Below are 18000 nucleotides of genomic sequence, written 5' to 3'. Positions count from 1 at the left end.
TCCCTGGCCCCTGTAGTGCTGCTAGCTGTCGTTCATTGCCCCTGACTCAGGGTTTGCGCAGGCTCCTGGCCATTGACCCGGCCCTTGAGCACTGAAGCGGCGCCCAGCGGCTGCGGCGCCGGCCAGCGCATGCTGGCGCCGGGCAGCACATAGCCGAGCAAACCCTCCACCAGCGGCCGGCTCTGGCTGCCCTGCTGCAGCACCACGTCAGTCAGGCGCGCATGCACCGGGCCGCTGTTGCGGATTTCCACATAGGGCTTGCCTTGTACAGAGACCTGACGCCAGCTCAGCAACGGCTTGCCCACCGCACTGTCACCGCGCTGGCCACTGGGATCAGGCTTGCCCCACAAACCTTCACCGTAGACGAACAGCGGCACCGAATAACGCATCTGGAAGCGGATCGCCGCCTGGGCCTTGTCGGCGCTGGCCGCGGCCGGCAAGGCCGGGGGAATTTCATCGATGATGATCCGGTAGGCCTGCTCTTGGCCCACCGGCGAGCTGCCGGTGCGGGTCAGGCGAATCAGCTGCTTTTGCCCCGGGGCGATATTGGCCACTGGCGGGCTGCCGATAATCTCGCGCTGGGCCTGGTACTGGTCGTCGAACTCGCCCTGGCGCCAGGCGAACACCCGCACCTGCAGGTTGGCCGGCGCATCGCCACGGTTCTCCAGCCACAGCGCGCCGGCTTTCTGATTGGCCTCCAGCACCGGATCGATCGGCCAGATCAGTACCGAGGTGGCGGCCTGCAACGGCGCACTGCACAACAGCGCCAGGGCACAGCTCAACAGGGTGTAGCTCAAGCGCGAACTGCCGGCGCCTACTTCCATGCACACTCTCCTTATTGTCATATTCATCCGGCGGCGCCGTTCAAAAGGTCAGCACCACCTGCACCACATCGGTGTAACTGCCGGCCGGCAGGTTGCCGGTCAACTGGGCACGGGCGTAAACCGGCAACTTGATCGTGGTCGGATCGCTGTAGCTCACCGCCACGCTCTGGTTGATGCCCAGGCTCTGACTGAAGCCGGCGTCGCGAAACAACTGATAGGCCACCAGCGAGGTGCCGCTGCTGCGCTTGAGGTTGCGCGTGCCGCTGGCGCTGTTCAGCCCGGCATCGACGCTCATGCTCAAGCTCACCCCCGGCGTGCATTGCAGGGTCACCGTGGTGCCGCCCAGGGCGGTGGTGACGCTGCTGGTCGACAGCGCCGAATAGCTGCCGAAATTGAGGTTGCCGTAGTTGCTCACGCCGCCCACCACCAGGCATCCGGCCGCCACCGTGGCGCTGACCTGAAAGGTACTGGTCAGCACCGCCGCCAAGGGCAGCGGTACGCTGAAGGCGGCCAGGGCCAGCAGCGCAGGCAAGGCGCGGGGCACGGTTCAGAAGCTCAGCTCGACCGCCACCGTGTCGGTGTACACCCCGGCGGGCAGGCCCGCCTTGCCCTTGGCCTGGCCATACAGGTTAACCGTCTGGGCCACGCCGGTACTGGTCGGCAAGGTGATGGTGCCGTCGATGACCAGCAGTTGGGTATGCCCTGAATCGGTGTAGAAGTCATACGGCACGTAATTGGCCACACCATCGTAGAGCGCGCGGCTGCCGCCGGGCGACTGGCTGTCGTGGGCGCCGGCACGCACCTTGATCACCGGCACCGTGCCGCTGGAACAGAGGATGCTCATGGCGCCACCGCCGCCGCCCAGCACCTGCCCGCCGGCAGTGGTGAACAGCGCTTCCTGGGTACCGAAGTTCAGCGTACCGAAGTTCAGGCCGCTGGCACCGCCGCCCCCGTTGACCTGGCAACTGGCGATCAGCGTCAGGGTGGCGGTGATGTTGCCGGTTACCGTGGCCGCCTGGGCCTGGGTGGCGAGCGCCAGGCCTAGGCCTGCGAAAATCAAGCGTGAGAGGTTCGGGTGCATGAGTCACTCCTTGCGTATTACCAGTCCAGGGTCACCATCAGGGTGTCACGGTAAATGCCGGCCGGTAGCGCCTTGGGATGGGCGACTACTGCACCGTAGATTGGAATCGGAATCTGCGCGGCGCTGCTGACCGAAAAGTTGCGGGTCTGGCCGATGTTGTAACGGGCCCGGCCCGACGGGTCGGCAGACAGCTCATAGGGGATCAGCTCGCGGCCATTGCTCAGGCGCCGGGTGGCGCCATCACCGTTGGCACCGCCGTTGATGCTCACGGTAAAGGCGCGCACCGCCGGGTTGCAGCGCACCTGCAGGCGGCCGTCACCGGTGGCCTCTTCGATGCCGGAACGCAGTGGGTTGGTCCAGCTCGGGCCCTGGCTGCCAAAATCCAGTACACCGCCGCCTGGGGTTTCCAGGGTGCCCGGCCCGCCGCTGATCTGGCAGGCGCTGCTGATCACCAGGCGCGCCTGGATATGCCCGCTCATGGCCGCGAAAGCATCGGGGCTGAGCAACAGCAGCGGGCCAAGCGTCAACAGCATTATCCCTTTCATACTGCCAGTTCCTTTAGCAGGCGCCGCCCCGGTTACCAGGTGACGGTGACTTTGAGCAGGTCCGAATAACGCCCCACCGCCGGCACTTCGGCCAGGCGCTCGATACGCGCATACAACGGCAGCGCCACCGAGCCCGAATCGGGCACCCGCGCATGCTGGGCAACATTGACCGGCAGCGGCAGGCGCCAGGCCGGGTCCTGGTACAAACGGTAGGGTATGGGTTTCGCCGCAGGCTGGTTGCTGGCCAGGTAACGCACCTCGCCGATGCCGCCGTGCTGGCCACCATCGACCTGCACCTGGTAAGCGGTGTCGGGGTTGCATTCCAGGCGTGGCGGGCGTAGCGCGAGCAACTGGCTGCTGAGCGGGCCGGCCGGGTCGTCCAGCCGCGCCGTGCGGCCGAAATCGAGCACACCCAAGGCCTGGGCGCCGGCATCGCGGGGCTGGTGGATGAGCAGGCAGCCGCGCTCCACTTGCACTTTGACTTCAACCATGAAATCGGCGGCGCCTGCCGTGCTGGCCATGCTCAGCCCGAGCAGCGTCGCCAAAGAGCGTCCCTTCACCTTGTCATCCTTCAACGCAGGAGTGATCTGACCTTGAGGGTAGCAGTGAAGGAAAAACCTGCCAGTTTGCAGGGAAATGTATAAGCCCCGTACAAGATCTATCTGTAGGATCGGGCTTGCCCCGCGATAGAAGCCATCACTTATCACGTTCAGAGATCGCTGGCCGGCCTTATTCATATTGGTTAAATTAGCCGCCCTCGCTCAAGCTGGCCCTTGAGTGCCGTTGCCCCGAGGAGCCCGGTTTGCCTGCCCTGCCCCCTTCCTGGATACGTTCGCCGTTGCGCGCCTGGCGTCGCTTGCGCACGCCGGTGGCCGAAGACAACAGCGTGGCGGCGACCGTTCGTCAGCATTTTGCCGCCAAGGCCCAAGCCCGCGGCTACACCCTGAGCGCCGGCCAGTTACACGTCATCGAACATATGGCGGCCCAGGCAGCGCAAATTGAGAGCGGCCAGGCGCGCAGCCTGTACCTGTACGGCGCGGTCGGGCGCGGCAAAAGCTGGCTGCTCGACGGTTTCTTCCAGGCCCTGCCCCAGGCGCGCAAGCGCCGCCTGCACTTTCATGACTTTTTCGCCCGCCTGCACCAGGGCATGTTTGATCATCGCCAGCAGGACGACGCCCTGGCCTGCACCCTGGATGAGTTGCTCGACGACTGCCAGGTGCTGTGTTTCGACGAGTTCCACGTGCATGACATCGGCGATGCCATGCTCATCACCCGGTTATTTCAGGCCTTGTTCGAGCGGCGGATTTTTCTCCTGGTAACCTCCAACTACGCGCCGCAAGGCTTGCTACCCAACCCGTTGTATCACCAGCGTTTCGAGCCGGTGATCCGCCTGATCAACAGCCGGATGCAGGTGCTGGAAGTCGGCGGTGAGCAAGACTTTCGCAGCCTGCCCGGCGCGGCTGGCCAGCAGCGCTTTACCCAGGGCCATTACCTGTGGCCGGGCAGCCGCGAACAGCGCCAGGCCCTGCAGTTGCCCGAGCCGGGTGACGCGCCGGTTTTACTGGAGGTAGGCAAGCGCACACTGCGCGCCCGCCTGAGCGAGCAGCGCACCGTGGGGTTTGATTTTGTCGAGCTGTGCGAGCAACCCACCGCGGTGATCGACTACCTGGAGCTGGCGCGGCGTTTTGACCACTGGATCATCGACTGCCTGCCGAACCTTGAAGACTGCTCGATTGCCGCCCAGCAGCGCTTCGTCAACCTGGTGGACGTGCTCTACGACCAGGACAAGCACCTGGTGCTGATCGGCAGCCTGCCGCTGGCCGCAAGCCTGGGCGGCAGCGCCAGCGACCTGGCTCGCACCCGTAGCCGGTTGGGGCAGTTGCGCCAGGCTGGCTGCTGAGTTCTGTGGGCGCTGGCTTGACCCGCGATGAAAGCCCTACCCAACCCGCGCCAGGCTCGCCAACACCGCTTCAATCTCCACCAACACCGCCGGATCATCCAGGGTCGAAGGCGGTGTATACGGCTGCTGATCGGCAATCTTGCGCAGCACCGCGCGCAGGATCTTGCCCGAGCGGGTCTTGGGCAGGCGCTTGACCACCCGCACCTGGTTGAAACAGGCCAGCGCACCAATCTGCTCGCGCACGCTGGCCACCAGCTCGCTCTGCAACTGCGCCTGGGCAATGTCCTGGCCGTCCTTGAGCACCACCAGCGCCAGCGGCACCTGGCCCTTGATCTCGTCGTGCACGCCGATCACCGCGCATTCGGCCACCGCCGGATGGCGGGCCACCAGGTCTTCCATCTCGCCGGTAGACAGGCGATGGCCGGAGACGTTGATGACGTCGTCGGTGCGGCCCATGATGTAGACGAAACCGTCTTCATCCAGATAGCCGCCGTCGCCGGTGTGGTAATAGCCGGGGTAGGTCTTCAGGTAGGCATCCAGGTAGCGCTGGTGGTCGCCCCACAAGGTCTGGCTGCAGCCAGGCGGCAGCGGCAAGGCAATGACGATCGAGCCTTGCTGGTTGGCGCCGAGCAGATGCCCGTCATCATCCAGTACCTGTACGTTGTAGCCCGGCACCGCCCGGTTGCTCGAGCCCGGCCGCGCTGCACTGCCCTCCATGCCCACGCACGGTGCGGTCACCGGCCAGCCGGTTTCGGTCTGCCACCAGTGGTCGTGGACGGTCTTGCCGCTGGTGGCCTCCAGCCATTGATGGGTGCTGGAATCAAGCTTCTCGCCGGCCAGAAACAGCTGGCGCAGGGAGCTCAGGTCATAGCGGCGCAGCAATTCGCCGTCGGGGTCTTCCTTGCGGATCGCGCGCATGGCGGTGGGCGCGCAGAACAGGCCGTTGACCCGGTACTGCTCGACCACCCGCCAGTAGGCGCCGGCATCCGGGGTGCGGATCGGCTTGCCTTCGTAGAACACCGTGGTGCAGCCATTCATCAGCGGCCCGTAGACGATCAGCGAATGGCCAACCACCCAGCCAACGTCGGAAATCCCCCACCACACGTCGCCCGCCTGCATGCCATAGATATGGCGCATGGCAAAGCTCAGGGCCACGGCGTTGCCGCCGTTTTCGCGCACGATCCCCTTGGGTTTGCCGGTGGTGCCCGAGGTATACATGATGTACAGCGGGTCGGCGGCGGCCAGTTCCACCGGCGCCACTGCTCTGGCCGTGGCCACCGCTTCGAGCCAGTCGAGGTCGCGGCCTTCGACCAGGGTTGCGGTGGCTTGCGGGCGTTGCAGCACCAGCACCTGGCGCGGCTGGTGCCTGGCCAGTTGCAAGGCGCGATCCACCAGCGGTTTGTAGTCGACGACCCGGTCGAATTCCAGCCCGCACGAAGCAGTCAGCAGCAGGGTGGGCCGGGCATCGTCGATGCGCAGCGCCAGCTCGTTGGCGGCAAAGCCGCCAAACACCACCGAATGCACCGCGCCGATACGCGCGCAGGCGAGCATGGCCATGGCCGCCTGGGGCACCATGGGCATGTAGATGATCACCCCGTCGCCCTTCTCGACCCCAAGCTCGCGCAGCAAGCCGGCCAGGCGCGCCACTTCATCGCGCAGCTGGTTGTAGCTGAACTGCTGCTGGCTGCCGGTTACCGGCGAGTCGTAGATCAGCGCGGTCTGCTCACCACGGCCCTGTTCGATCTGATGGTCGAGGGCCAGGTAGCAGCTGTTGAGGCGACCGTCGGCGAACCACTGGTGGCTGCCATCGGCATTTTCAACAAGGGTTTGCAGGGGCTTGCGGTACCAGGCCAGCTGGTCGGCCTGTTCGGCCCAGAAGGCGGCAGGATCGGCGATGGAGCGGGCGTAGCTGTGCTGGTATGTCATCGAATGTAAAACCCTGAACTTGTTGTTATTAATAAAGGGCGAGCTTCGAGTATGGACCGCAGTTGTCAGTCTGCCATGAGACTTAAGTCGCATCTTGCCGGTATGATGACCGGCGTTTATTTACGAGCCTGCCGCCAACCCCATGCATACCCTTGAAGACCTCAAAGCCGGCCGTCTGGCGGGCATTACCCGCCTCGACCTGGCCTGCGGGCTGGAACACTTCCCCCGAGAAATTTTCGACCTGGCCGACAGCCTGCAGGTACTCAACCTGACCGGTAACAACCTAAGCGACCTGCCTGGGGACCTGGGCCGGCTGCACCAGCTCAAGGTGCTGTTCTGCTCGCAAAACCGCTTTCGCCACCTGCCCGAAGGCATCGGCCAGTGCCCGATGCTGGAAATGGTCGGTTTCAAGAGCAACCAGATCGAGCAGGTCAGCGGCGCGGCGCTGCCACCACGGCTGCGGGCCCTGGTGCTGACCGACAACCGCATCGAAACCCTGCCCGAAGCCCTGGGCGATTGCCCGCACCTGCAAAAGCTGATGCTTGCCGGCAACCGCCTGCGCGAACTGCCGGCAAGCCTTGCGCGCTGCACCAGGCTTGAACTGCTGCGCCTGTCGGCCAACCGGCTGCCGGCCCTGCCCGACTGGTTGCTGCAGATGCCGCGCCTGGCCTGGCTGGCCTACGCCGGTAACCCCATGACGGCGGGCTACTGCACACCGCAAGATCCTGGCCATTGCCAGGTGATTGACTGGCAGCAGATCCACCTTGAACAGGTATTGGGCCAGGGCGCGTCCGGGGTCATTCACCAGGCCCGCTGGCAGCAGCAGAGCGCACCGGTGGCGGTCAAGCTGTACAAGGGCGAGATCACCAGCGACGGCTTGCCGCTCAACGAAATGAGTGCCTGCATTGCCGCCGGCGATCACCCGCAACTGGTGCGCCTGGCCGGGCGCATCGACAACCACCCGCAGCAACTGCCGGCGCTGGTGATGCAGTTGATCGAGCCGAGCTGGTTCAACCTGGCCGGGCCGCCGAGCCTGGATTCATGCACCCGCGACTGTTATCCGCCCGAGCGGCGTTTGCACCTGGCCAGCGTGCGGCGCCTGGCCGCTGCCATTGCAGCGGTAGGCGCGCATTTGCACGGGCACGGCATCACCCATGGCGACCTGTATGCGCACAACGTGCTGTGTGACGAGCATGGCGACTGCTTGCTGGGGGACTTTGGCGCGGCGTCGTTCCATCCGCTGGATGGCAGCGTGGCGACTGAAGCGCTGCAGCGGATCGAGGTGCTGGCGTTTGGGGTGTTGCTGGGGGAATTGCTGGCGTGTTGCGAGGGCGATTGCGAGGTGTTGCGGGGGGTGCAGCGCGAGTGTGTACGGGATGAGGTGATGCTGCGGCCGGGGTTTGCCGAGGTTTGTCAGCGGCTTCGCGGCGTCTGAATCGCGGGTCAAGTCGAGTCGTCGCACCGACTTGACCCGCGATGAGGCCCTTACGGTTTACATCAACCCGCCAGACCTACATAGACGTTCTGCACGTCATCGTTATCGTCGATGGCTTCCAGGAAGGCTTCAACCTCTGCCATCTGCTCATCGCTCAGGGTGCTGACCGGGTTTTTCGGGGTGTAGCCGATTTTTGCCGAGACCACGGTGAAGCCTTGACCCGGCAGGGCTTTCTGCACGGCGTCGAGGTCGGTGGTGTCGGTGATGAACAGGGTCGCGCCCTCTTCTTCGCCTTCGGCAAAATCCTGGGCGCCGGCTTCGATGGCGGCCATTTCCGGGTCAGCGTCAGGGCTGGCCGGCGTGGCTTCGATCAGGCCGACGTGGTTGAAGTCCCAGGCCACCGAACCGGAAGCGCCCAGCTGGCCCTTGCGGAACAGTACGCGGATTTGCGCCACGGTGCGGTTGACGTTGTCGGTCAGGCACTCGACGATCAGCGGCACCTGGTGCGGGGCAAAGCCTTCGTAGGTGACGGCGGTGTACTGCACCGCGTCGCCGTCCAGGCCGGCACCCTTGCGGATGGCACGTTCAAGGGTCTCGCGGGTCATCGAAGCCTTTTTGGCTTGCTCGATGGCTAGGCGCAGGCGCGGGTTCATGTCCGGGTCGGCGCCGGACTTGGCAGCGATCTGGATCTCTTTGGACAGCTTGCCCATGATCTTGCCTTTGGCGTTGGCTGCGACTTCTCTATGCTTGGCTTTCCACTGTGCGCCCATCTCGACTCTCTTGTTTCAGGTGCCGGTTCAGGTAGCGACCGGCCAAAGTGGCAAGCAGTTTATACGCTCCGCAGGCCATCGACAAAAAAACCCTTCAGCCCTTGTCGGCCTTGCCCGCAGCAGCGGCAAAACGCGCCAGGCGCACGTCAAGGTGGCGCGGGCGGCGGCCGTTGTCTTCGGCCTGCTCCTTGCGACGGATGGCATTGCGCACCATCAGCGAGCCCAGGTAGCGGATCGGCTCCGGCGGGAAGTAGCCCAGCGGGCCGTTGACCAGCGGCGAGCGGGTCCAATGGTTGTCCAGGCCCAGGGCCAGCGACGAAAGGATCTGCCCGCCCATGTGGCAGGGGCCGACGCCGCTGCCCGAGTAGCCAAAGCCGTAAAACACATTGCCCTGGCCATTGAGCCGGCCAAAAAACGGCAAGCCGGTCACCGAACGGTCCGACGGCCCGTTCCAGGTCGCGGCAACCGGCACCTGGGCCAGGGCCGGGAAGAACTCGCCAAGGCTGCGGCGCAGCAACGGCTCATAGGGCGAAGGCTGGTCGAACACCGGCAGCATCCGCCCGCCATAGGCGAAGGTATTGCCGCCCTTGCCGAGCATCAGCCGGCCATCGCTGGTGTTGTGGTAGTAATGCACGAAGATCCGCGAATCGAGCACGCTGATGCCGCTGGTCAGGCCGATCTGTTCGAGCAACTGCGGTTGCGGCTCGGTGATGATCATGTCGCTGGAGACGATCGCCACGCTGCGCTCGAACTGCGGGAAGGCCCGCGCCATCCAGGCGTTGAGGGCCAGCACCACGCGACCGGCGCGGATGTTGCCACGGGCGGTTTCGACCAGCGCCTGCGGCCCTTGCTGCAAACCGCTCATGGCCGTGCCCTCATAAATGCGCACGCCCTTTTGCAAAGCGATCCGGCGCAGCCCGCGCACCAGCTTGCCCGGTTGTACCGTGGCAGCGGCCGGCGAGAACCAGCCTTCCAGGTGCCTGGTCGAGCCTGCCAGACGCTGCACCTGCGCAACCGCCAGGCGCCGGAACGAGTTGATGCCCTGGCGCTCAAGCGCTGCAATCACGCCATCGGTGGCGCCGACCTGGGCGCGATTGGTGGCCGTGTACAAGGTGCCGTCCAGGCGGTAGTCGGCGTTGATGCCATGGGCCTGGCAGAACTCGCCGATGGCGTAGATGCTCTGCTCCGAAGCCTTGACCAGGCGCACCGCCTCCTGCGCCCCGAACAGGCGTTCGAGGGTGAAGTACTTGGCCGACCACGACAGCGCGCAGCCGCCGTTGCGCCCACTGGCGCCGGCGCCGCAGATGTCGGCCTCGATCAGCACCACATCCAGCGCCGGGTTGTGCTCCTTGAGCATGAGCGCCGTCCACAGGCCGGTGTAGCCGCCCCCGACGATGCACACCTGGCAGTCGGTATCAGCCGCCAGCGGCGGGCACGCGGGTGCAACTTCCTGGTCCAGCGCCTGTTGCAGCCAGAACGGTCTCATGTCGGTTTCCTTATAGGTTCAAGTACGCAGCGGTTTGATCGCCATGGCCGTGTTGGGGGCAACGGCCGGGGTGTGCTCGGGGCTGGCCGGGCGGCTGTTCCAGTGCGGCAGCAGCACCAGGGCGGAAAACAGCGCACAACCGGCAAAGACGATGAACACCGTGACGCTGTCGAAGTAACCCGGCAGCAGGCCGCCGAGAATCGCCCCGACCGAACCGCAGCCGTTGACGAAGCCTGCGGCAGTGGCGCCGGCCTTGGCGGTGCCGAAGTCGATGGCGGCAGCGCCGCTGATCATCGAGTCTGGCCCGTACAGGGTCAGGCCCATGACAAACAGCAAAGCCACCACCAGCAACACGCTGCCAGTATGCAGGGCGGCCATGAACAGCCCGAGCACCACGGTCAGCACCACCAGGCTGATCACGCAGGCCGGCATGCGCCGGGCGCCGAAAAGTTTGTCCGAAGCCAGGCCAATCATGATCGGGCCGAGCAAGCCGGCCAGCTCGAAGGCGGTGGGGATGATTGCCGCACCAACCTTGCCCACCGACGGCATCTGTTCGAAGACGATCACCGGGCCCCAGAGCAGAATCGCGTAGCGCGCAGGTTTTAACAGAAAGTACGCCAGCCCCAGGGTCAGCACCGTGCGGTTGCGCAGGATCTCGCGCAACGGCGCCCAGATGCTGCAAATCGTCGAGCCCGGCACCATGCTTTCGGGCTCGGGCTCCACCGCCGGCAAACCGACGTCTTCAGGCTTGTTGCGCTGGAAGATGAAGAACAGCACCGCTACCAGCGCCACCACCGCCGCGCTGGAGATGAACGCCGCATGCCAGCTGCCGATCAGGGTGTAGGCCCACCAGCCAGCAAACGGCGAGGCCACCAGGCCGCCGAAGGCATAGCACGAGCTCCACAACCCCAGCACCCGCCCACGCTGGGACGAGGGAAAGAAGCTGCCGATGTTCTTGCACAGCCCGGCCCAGCCGGTCGATTGCGCCAGGCCCTGGACCAGCATGCAGGTAGCAAAGATCGGGAAGGTCGCGTAACTGCCCATCACCACGGCAGCGGCGGCAGAAATCACCAGGCCGCCGAGCACCACCACCCGCGGGCCGAAGCGGTCGGCGAGCATGCCCCAGGTAAATTGCCCGAATGCGTAGGCGGTCAGGTAGATGGCGTCGAGGTTGGCCATGGCCATTTTGTCGAGAGTAAAGCTTGGGTCTTCGGCGATGCCGAGCTTGGCCACCGAAAAGGCTTTGCGGGTGAAGTAGAACGCGGCGTAGGCCAGCCAGGTGATGGCAAAAATCTGCACGCGCCAACGTTTGATATCTGCAACGTGTTTGTTCATGGTGGGATCTGACCTCGAGAGCTGAGTGTGCCGGCAGAATTTGAAAAAAAACGCCTGTCTTGTTGTTGTGTTGCGCACTGCGTGACGGCCGGTCGAACCCGTCACCTGCTCAGATAGAAACAATTACTGACTGATAAATAAAATCGATTTATCGTATTTCACAAATAAGCTCAGCTTGTAACAGGTGCTGCGATGTCGGTGTCCCACGCTCAGTTAAAGGCTTTTCACGCAGTTGCCCTGCACGGCAGCTTCACCCGCGCCGCCGAGCGGTTGTTCCTGACCCAGCCGGCGATCTCCGACCAGGTGCGTAAACTCGAAGAACGTTTCGGGGTTTTGCTGTTTCACCGCAACAAGCGTTCGGTGCAACTGACCGATCTGGGCGAGCGTTTACTGGCGATCACCCAGCGCTTGTTCGTCTGCGAGGCCGAAGCCCATGAGCTGCTGCAGGATTCGCGCGCCTTGCAGACCGGCACCCTGGTGCTGGCGGTGGATGCGCCGGTGCACGTGCTGCCGCAGATTGCGCGCTTCTGCCAGCAGTACCCGGGGATCAGCGTCAAGGTCGAGACCGGCAATACCGACGAGTCGCTGCTGCGGCTGTTCAACTACCAGGCCGACCTGGCCCTGCTCGGCCGCGACGTTGATGATGACCGGCTGCTGTGCGTGCCGCTGCGCAGCGACCCGATGGTGGCCTTCGTCTCGCACAACCACCCCTGGGCCAGCCGTGATTCGATCAGCCTGGCCGACCTTGACGACACGCCAATCGTGCTGCGTGAACCGGGTTCGGTCACCCGCCAGACCTTGGAAGAAGAAATGGCCCGCGCCGGCCTGCGCATCCGCGCGGCGATCCAGGTCGAAGGCCGCGAAGCTGCGCGCGAGGCGGTGGTGGTGGGGATTGGTGTGGGCGTGGTGTCGGCCGCCGAGTTCGGCGCCGATGCGCGGGTGTGTGCGTTGCCGATTGTCGATTGCCAGCGGCGTTTGACCGAGACCCTGGTGTGCTTGCGCGAGCAGAGCTCACGGCGGCTGGTGGCGACGTTTTTGCAGATGGTGCAGGACAGCCTCTGAAACCACGGCGCGGCTATCGCCGGCAAGGCGAGCTCCCACAGGTCCTGGTGTGCACCGATTCATTTGACTGCCCCCAAAGATTGGCTTGGTGATCCACTTCTTGGATAAAGTCCACCATTCGATCGCTGGCTTAACCAGCGATCGAATGGTGAGAAGCGCCCAACACATGAAAATCGTGAAGTCATTTGGCTTCGCGATCAGCGGCACCAAAATTAAAAATGCTTATCAACTTACCACGCCACTGCGGCAAGTTGATCGGAGATTATTCAGAGCGGTAAAATAAGTCGCCCCTCTTCCTTTTCATCTTGAAGGTGGCCTGGGGCGCTTACAGTGGCGTGACATTTTTTGCTACCCGCCCTTTAGGTCCAGCCTCGATGGTGTAAGTAACTATCTGGCCTTCGCGCAGGTCCTCATTTCTAACAGAGACTACGTCCGCGCTTGAGAAATAAATATCGCCATCAACGTCTTGAATAAATCCAAAGCCTTTATCTGTTAAGCGTCGGATACGTCCGTTATGCCTTTCAGTATCAGCAGAATCCTCGTTCATTTTGAAACCTCCTGATTACCTCAGGTAGTACCCGCCCAGAACGGATACCTTCACTGGCAACACTAGTGCCTCATGGCGCGCAGGCGCAACTAACAAAAATGTCAGCTCTCAAGAACAAGAGGAAATATTGCTTATTTGAAAACAGCTAAACTTTATATATCTCGACTACTTAATCGGCACTGAAGCGGTGTAAAGGTATTGCCGCCTGCCAACCAAATCCAAAGGCCTTTTATTCGATACTCGCAAACTCGCTTAGGGCACCTACAAATGCGAGCGGGGGCCGTTCAACCCGGCACCCGTTCGCATATTCATGCACAAAACCACCGGCGAGGCTCCCACAATGGATCGGTGTACACCAAACCCTGTGGGAGCCGGTGTTGCCGGCGATGAGGCCAGCAAAAGCGCCTGCAGTTCAGCTCAAGCCGCCTCCCTGCCCCGCGCCACCGCCTGGGCCGCCGCCAACATCGAGCGCAACAGCACCGCGCAGCCATCGGCCAGGTCTTGCGGCGCGGCATTCTCGATTTCGTTGTGGCTGATGCCGCCCTCGCAGGGGACGAAGATCATCCCCGCCGGGCCCAGTTCGGCGACGAAGATCGCATCATGCCCGGCGCCACTGACGATATCCATGTGCGACAACCCCAGGCCCTGGGCTGCGCTGCGCACCGCCTGCACGCAACCCTCATCGAAGTACAGCGGTGGAAAGTCTGCGGTCGGCGTCAGGCTGTAGGTCAGCCCATGCTGCTGGCAGGTGCTGCTGATCACATCCTTGACCTGGGCAATCATCGAGTCGAGCCGCGCCGGCTCCAGATGCCGGAAATCCAGGGTCATGCGCACCTCGCCAGGAATGACGTTGCGCGAGCCGGGATAAGCCTGCAGGCAACCGACCGTGCCGCAGGCATGGGGCTGGTGCTCCAGGGCCACGCGGTTGACCGCCGCCACCACCGCGCTGGCGCCGACCAGGGCGTCCTTGCGCAGGTGCATCGGCGTTGGCCCGGCGTGGGCCTCGACGCCGCGCAGGGTCAGGTCGAACCACTTCTGCCCGAGCGCGCCAAGCACCACGCCGATGGTCTTGTGCTGGTCTTCAAGAATCGGCCCCTGCTCGATATGCGCTTCGAAATAGGCGCCCACCGGATGACCACTGACCGCCCGCGGCCCGGCATAACCAATGGCGTTAAGCGCCTCGCCGACGCTGATGCCTTCGGCGTCGGTCTTGGCCAGGGTCTGGGCCAGGGTGAATTTTTCGGCAAACACCCCCGAACCCATCATGCACGGAGCAAAGCGCGAGCCCTCTTCGTTGGTCCACACCACCACTTCCAGCGGCGCTTCGGTTTCGACCTTGAGGTCGTTGAGGGTGCGCAGCACTTCCAGCCCGGCCAGCACGCCATAGCAGCCATCGAACTTGCCACCGGTGGGCTGGGTATCGATATGGCTGCCGGTCATCACCGGCGGCAATTGCGGGTTGCGCCCCGGGCGGCGGGCGAAGATGTTGCCGACGCCATCAATGCTGACGGTGCAGCCGGCCTCTTCGGTCCATTTGACGAACAGGTCGCGGGCCTGGCGATCGAGGTCGGTCAAAGCCAGCCGGCAAACGCCACCCTTGACCGTGGCGCCAAGCCGGGCCAACTCCATCAGCGACTGCCACAGGCGTTCGCCGTTGATATGCCGTTGGGTCGATTGCAGAACATCCTGAGCGGTTTGCATGTGCGTCTCCTGCATCACGTGCCTGGCCTCTGCGGGCCATGGGCTTACACGGTGGGTTTGAGGTTGGCCGTGCGGGCGGCCCTGAGGCTGCCGAGGGCGTAGTAGATCAGCCCGCCCAGGGCAGAGCCGGTGAACCAGCCAAAGTCGTAGAACCAGCTGAAGGCGCTGCTGTGCAGCGACAGCAGGGTCAGCGCCACCGGCACGCCGAAGGCAATGAAGCCAGCGGCGTTCCAGGCCGGGTAGACGTCGTCGCGGTACAGGCCGGCGAGGTCCAGGGTCTGTTTGCGGGTGATGAAGTAGTCGACCACCATAATCCCGGCTATCGGCCCGAGCAGGCTCGAATAGCCCAGCAGCCAATTGGAATAGACGCTCTCCAGGCTGACGTCGCTGACGATCCAGCCGAGCTTTTTCAGCAGCTCATGGCCCATCAGCAGCAAGCCCACCAGGCCGGTGAGCAGCACCGCCGTGGTGCGGCCGATCCATTTGGGCGCCAGGTTCTGGAAGTCATTGGTCGGCGAGACGATATTGGCTGCGGTGTTGGTCGACAGCGTGGCGATGACGATCAGGGCCATGGCCAGCGCCACCCACATCGGGCTCTGGATATGGCCAATGAGGCTGACCGGGTCGGACACGGTTTCGCCCACCAGCGAGGCAGAGGCTGCGGTCAGCACCACGCCGAGGGCGGCGAACAGGAACATGGTCAGTGGCAGGCCGAAGATCTGCCCGAGGATCTGGTCCTTCTGGCTTTTCGCGTAGCGGCTGAAATCGGGGATGTTCAGCGACAGGGTGGCCCAGAACCCGACCATCGCAGTGAGCCCGGCAAAGAAGTAGCCATAGACGCTGGCACCCTCGGGGCGCTTGGGCGGCTGGGCCATCAACTCGCTGATCGAGACGTTGGGCAAGGCCCACACCAGCAGCCCGGCTCCCACCAGCACCAGCAGCGGCGCCGACAGGGTTTCCAGCCATTTGATCGACTCGGCGCCGCGCAGCACCACCCACAGATTCAGGCACCAGAACAGCATGAAGCCGATCACCTCGCCGGTGCCGCCGAGGGCTTTCCAGTCCGCCGACAGCGAGCCGAGAAACAGGTGAATGGCCAGGCCGCCGAACATCGTCTGGATGCCGAACCAGCCGCAAGCCACCAGGGCGCGGATCAGGCACGGTACGTTGGAGCCGATGATGCCGAAGGACGAACGCAGCAGCACCGGAAAGGGAATGCCGTACTTGGTACCGGGAAAAGCGTTCAAGGTCAGCGGGATCAATACCACGGTGTTGGCCAGCAAAATCGCCAGCAGCGCCTCGCCCACGGTCAGGCCAAAATAGGCGGTGAGCACGCCGCCCAGGGTATAGGTCGGCACGCAGATCGACATGCCGACCCACAGCGCGGTGATGTGCCATTTGTTCCAGGTGCGCTCGTGCACCTTGGTCGGGGCGATGTCGTGGTTATACCTGGGGCTGTCGAGGACGTCGCTGCCGGCGTCGAGTTCGAACAAGCCGTCGCGTTCGCTCACCTGCGATCTGGTCTGCTGCATGGCCGCTCCACTGTTGTTGTGTTTTTGGGAGTTGGTTGCATTGCACGGGCATGTGGGCAATCACGGTTGCCCATGAGAAATCTTGACCATTTCTACAACCTGTCAAGAACGACAGGACCACTGGTCGTTTTCTCTCAGCACCGCTAAAATCGTATAACTCTTATAAATCAGTAACTTAACCTTGTTATATGCATATAAATTAAATATTTGCCCTATCTGAAATCGCCGACTAGATTCATTTCCTGACAGCGATGACAGGTTTTCGCCTACGCTGAAAAAAGTACAAAACCTAGAACCGGTAACAACCGGTCAAGCCTGCGAGGAGCATCTGATGACGCTTATGATTCGTGGCGCCACCCTGATTACCCATGAAGAAAGCTACCGCGCCGATGTCTTGTGTGCCGACGGCGTGATCAATGCCATCGGCCCTGACCTTGAGGTGCCAGCCGGCTGTGAAGTGCTCGACGGCAGCGGCCAGTACCTGATGCCCGGCGGCATCGACCCGCACACCCACATGCAATTGCCCTTCATGGGCACCGTGGCCAGCGAAGACTTCTACAGCGGTACTGCCGCGGGCCTGGCCGGCGGCACCACCTCGATCATCGACTTCGTGATTCCCAACCCGCAGCAGTCCTTGCTCGAAGCCTTCCACCAGTGGCGCGGCTGGGCCGAGAAGTCGGCCAGCGACTACGGCTTTCACGTCGCCGTGACCTGGTGGAGCGAGCAGGTGCGCGAGGAGATGGGCGAACTGGTGCGCCTGCACGGGGTCAACAGCTTCAAGCACTTCATGGCCTACAAGAACGCGATCATGGCCGCCGACGACACCCTGGTCGCCAGCTTCGAGCGCTGCCTGGAGCTCGGCGCGGTGCCTACCGTGCATGCCGAGAACGGCGAACTGGTCTATCACCTGCAACGCAAGCTGATGGCCCAGGGCATTACCGGGCCGGAAGCGCACCCGCTATCAAGGCCCTCGCAGGTCGAAGGCGAAGCCGCCAGCCGCGCCATTCGCATCGCCGAAACCCTCGGCACGCCGCTGTACCTGGTGCATGTTTCGACCCGCGAAGCCCTGGATGAAATCACCTACGCGCGCAACAAGGGCCTGCAGGTCTACGGCGAAGTGCTGGCCGGGCACCTGCTGCTGGATGACAGCGTCTACCGCCACCCCGACTGGCAAACCGCCGCCGGTTACGTCATGAGCCCGCCGTTCCGCCCGCGCCAGGACGGCCACCAGGAGGCGCTGTGGCACGGCCTGCAATCGGGCAACCTGCACACCACCGCCACCGACCATTGCTGCTTCTGCGCCGAACAGAAAGCCGCCGGGCGCGACGACTTCAGCCGCATCCCCAACGGTACTGCCGGCATTGAGGACCGCATGGCAGTGCTGTGGGACGAAGGGGTCAACAGCGGCAAGTTGTCGATGCAGGACTTTGTCGCCCTGACTTCGACCAACACCGCGAAGATCTTCAACCTGTTCCCGCGCAAGGGCGCCCTGCGCGTCGGTGCCGACGCCGACCTGGTGCTCTGGGACCCGCAAGGCACACGGACCATCTCGGCGGCCACGCACCATCAGCAGGTGGACTTCAACATCTTCGAAGGCAAGACCGTGCGCGGCATCCCCAGCCACACCATCAGCCAGGGCAAGCTGGTCTGGGCCAACGGCGACCTGCGCGCCGAGCGCGGCGCCGGGCGCTACATCGAACGGCCGGCGTACCCGGCGGTGTTCGACCTGCTCAGCAAGCGGGCCGAGCATTCCCGGCCGGTCGCCGTTAAGCGCTGAAGAGCATCGCGGGTCAAGTCGGGTCGCCGCACCGACTTGACCCGCGATGGAAGGCAAAGCCTTCCCCAAAAAAAATAAA

16 protein-coding genes are annotated in these 18000 nt (G+C 63.8%); 4 read left to right on the top strand and 12 right to left on the bottom strand.

Features of this window, described 5'->3' with window-relative positions:
- Positions 1 to 32: 32 nt before the first annotated feature.
- The 5 genes from BLR26_RS14455 to BLR26_RS14435 are packed head-to-tail and all read right to left on the bottom strand — an operon-like array spanning position 33 to position 3010.
- Positions 33 to 824: a fimbrial biogenesis chaperone gene (locus BLR26_RS14455; RefSeq protein WP_093381660.1), complete on the bottom strand. Its 792-nt coding sequence runs from the start codon at positions 822 to 824 to the stop codon at positions 33 to 35.
- 40 nt (positions 825 to 864) lie between these two features.
- On the bottom strand, positions 865 to 1368 hold the full coding sequence (locus BLR26_RS14450; protein WP_093381657.1) for a Csu type fimbrial protein: 504 nt from the start codon (positions 1366 to 1368) through the stop codon (positions 865 to 867).
- A gap of 3 nt (positions 1369 to 1371) precedes the next feature.
- Positions 1372 to 1905 (bottom strand): Csu type fimbrial protein, encoded by a 534-nt coding sequence (locus BLR26_RS14445; RefSeq protein WP_045194058.1) that lies wholly within the window; start codon positions 1903 to 1905, stop codon positions 1372 to 1374.
- A 17-nt stretch (positions 1906 to 1922) separates the two neighbouring features.
- Positions 1923 to 2450, bottom strand: a complete 528-nt coding sequence (locus BLR26_RS14440) for a Csu type fimbrial protein (RefSeq protein WP_093381654.1) — start codon at positions 2448 to 2450, stop codon at positions 1923 to 1925.
- Between the two features lie 32 nt (positions 2451 to 2482).
- The gene (locus BLR26_RS14435) at positions 2483 to 3010 is read right to left on the bottom strand and encodes a Csu type fimbrial protein (protein ID WP_093381651.1); all 528 of its coding nucleotides are present in this window, start codon (positions 3008 to 3010) and stop codon (positions 2483 to 2485) included.
- 242 nt (positions 3011 to 3252) lie between these two features.
- On the opposite strand from BLR26_RS14435, the gene zapE reads away from it, so the two are divergent.
- Positions 3253 to 4350 carry a cell division protein ZapE gene (zapE, locus tag BLR26_RS14430; RefSeq protein WP_371128646.1) on the top strand — a complete coding sequence of 366 codons (1098 nt, stop codon included), beginning with the start codon at positions 3253 to 3255 and terminating at the stop codon, positions 4348 to 4350.
- Positions 4351 to 4386: 36 nt separating this feature from the next.
- On the opposite strand, the gene BLR26_RS14425 is transcribed toward zapE, so the two are convergent.
- Complete coding sequence (locus BLR26_RS14425) at positions 4387 to 6276, bottom strand: propionyl-CoA synthetase (protein WP_093381645.1); 1890 nt, start codon at positions 6274 to 6276, stop codon at positions 4387 to 4389.
- Between the two features lie 142 nt (positions 6277 to 6418).
- On the opposite strand from BLR26_RS14425, the gene BLR26_RS14420 reads away from it, so the two are divergent.
- Positions 6419 to 7711, top strand: coding sequence for a leucine-rich repeat-containing protein kinase family protein (locus tag BLR26_RS14420; RefSeq protein WP_093381642.1), 1293 nt, complete (start codon positions 6419 to 6421; stop codon positions 7709 to 7711).
- 62 nt (positions 7712 to 7773) lie between these two features.
- Here BLR26_RS14420 and BLR26_RS14415 read toward each other — a convergent pair whose 3' ends face one another.
- The 3 genes from BLR26_RS14415 to BLR26_RS14405 all read right to left on the bottom strand — a co-directional run bounded on the left by BLR26_RS14415 (position 7774) and on the right by BLR26_RS14405 (position 11302).
- Positions 7774 to 8481 (bottom strand): YebC/PmpR family DNA-binding transcriptional regulator, encoded by a 708-nt coding sequence (locus BLR26_RS14415; protein WP_045194063.1) that lies wholly within the window; start codon positions 8479 to 8481, stop codon positions 7774 to 7776.
- Positions 8482 to 8575: 94 nt separating this feature from the next.
- Entirely contained in the window at positions 8576 to 9967 is a 1392-nt protein-coding gene (locus BLR26_RS14410; protein ID WP_093381639.1) for an FAD-dependent oxidoreductase, read from the bottom strand.
- A gap of 18 nt (positions 9968 to 9985) precedes the next feature.
- On the bottom strand, positions 9986 to 11302 hold the full coding sequence (locus BLR26_RS14405) for an MFS transporter (protein WP_093381636.1): 1317 nt from the start codon (positions 11300 to 11302) through the stop codon (positions 9986 to 9988).
- 192 nt (positions 11303 to 11494) lie between these two features.
- On the opposite strand from BLR26_RS14405, the gene BLR26_RS14400 reads away from it, so the two are divergent.
- On the top strand, positions 11495 to 12364 hold the full coding sequence (locus tag BLR26_RS14400) for a LysR family transcriptional regulator (RefSeq protein ID WP_093381633.1): 870 nt from the start codon (positions 11495 to 11497) through the stop codon (positions 12362 to 12364).
- A gap of 325 nt (positions 12365 to 12689) precedes the next feature.
- On the opposite strand, the gene BLR26_RS14395 is transcribed toward BLR26_RS14400, so the two are convergent.
- The 3 genes from BLR26_RS14395 to BLR26_RS14385 form a co-directional block, all read right to left on the bottom strand.
- Positions 12690 to 12911, bottom strand: a complete 222-nt coding sequence (locus BLR26_RS14395) for a cold-shock protein (RefSeq protein WP_093381630.1) — start codon at positions 12909 to 12911, stop codon at positions 12690 to 12692.
- 417 nt (positions 12912 to 13328) lie between these two features.
- Complete coding sequence (locus tag BLR26_RS14390) at positions 13329 to 14612, bottom strand: Zn-dependent hydrolase (protein ID WP_093381628.1); 1284 nt, start codon at positions 14610 to 14612, stop codon at positions 13329 to 13331.
- Between the two features lie 44 nt (positions 14613 to 14656).
- Positions 14657 to 16144 (bottom strand): NCS1 family nucleobase:cation symporter-1, encoded by a 1488-nt coding sequence (locus BLR26_RS14385; protein WP_093381625.1) that lies wholly within the window; start codon positions 16142 to 16144, stop codon positions 14657 to 14659.
- 331 nt (positions 16145 to 16475) lie between these two features.
- Between BLR26_RS14385 and hydA the strand changes: the two genes are divergently transcribed.
- The gene (gene hydA / locus BLR26_RS14380) at positions 16476 to 17921 is read left to right on the top strand and encodes a dihydropyrimidinase (protein ID WP_093381622.1); all 1446 of its coding nucleotides are present in this window, start codon (positions 16476 to 16478) and stop codon (positions 17919 to 17921) included.
- The last annotated feature ends 79 nt before the right edge of the window (positions 17922 to 18000 follow it).

Origin of the sequence: Pseudomonas sp. UC 17F4 (genome assembly GCF_900101695.1) — a bacterium.
Taxonomy (GTDB): Bacteria; Pseudomonadota; Gammaproteobacteria; order Pseudomonadales; family Pseudomonadaceae; genus Aquipseudomonas.
The sequence above is the reverse complement of the archived record's forward strand: the minus strand, read 5'-3'. Positions and strand labels throughout refer to the sequence as shown.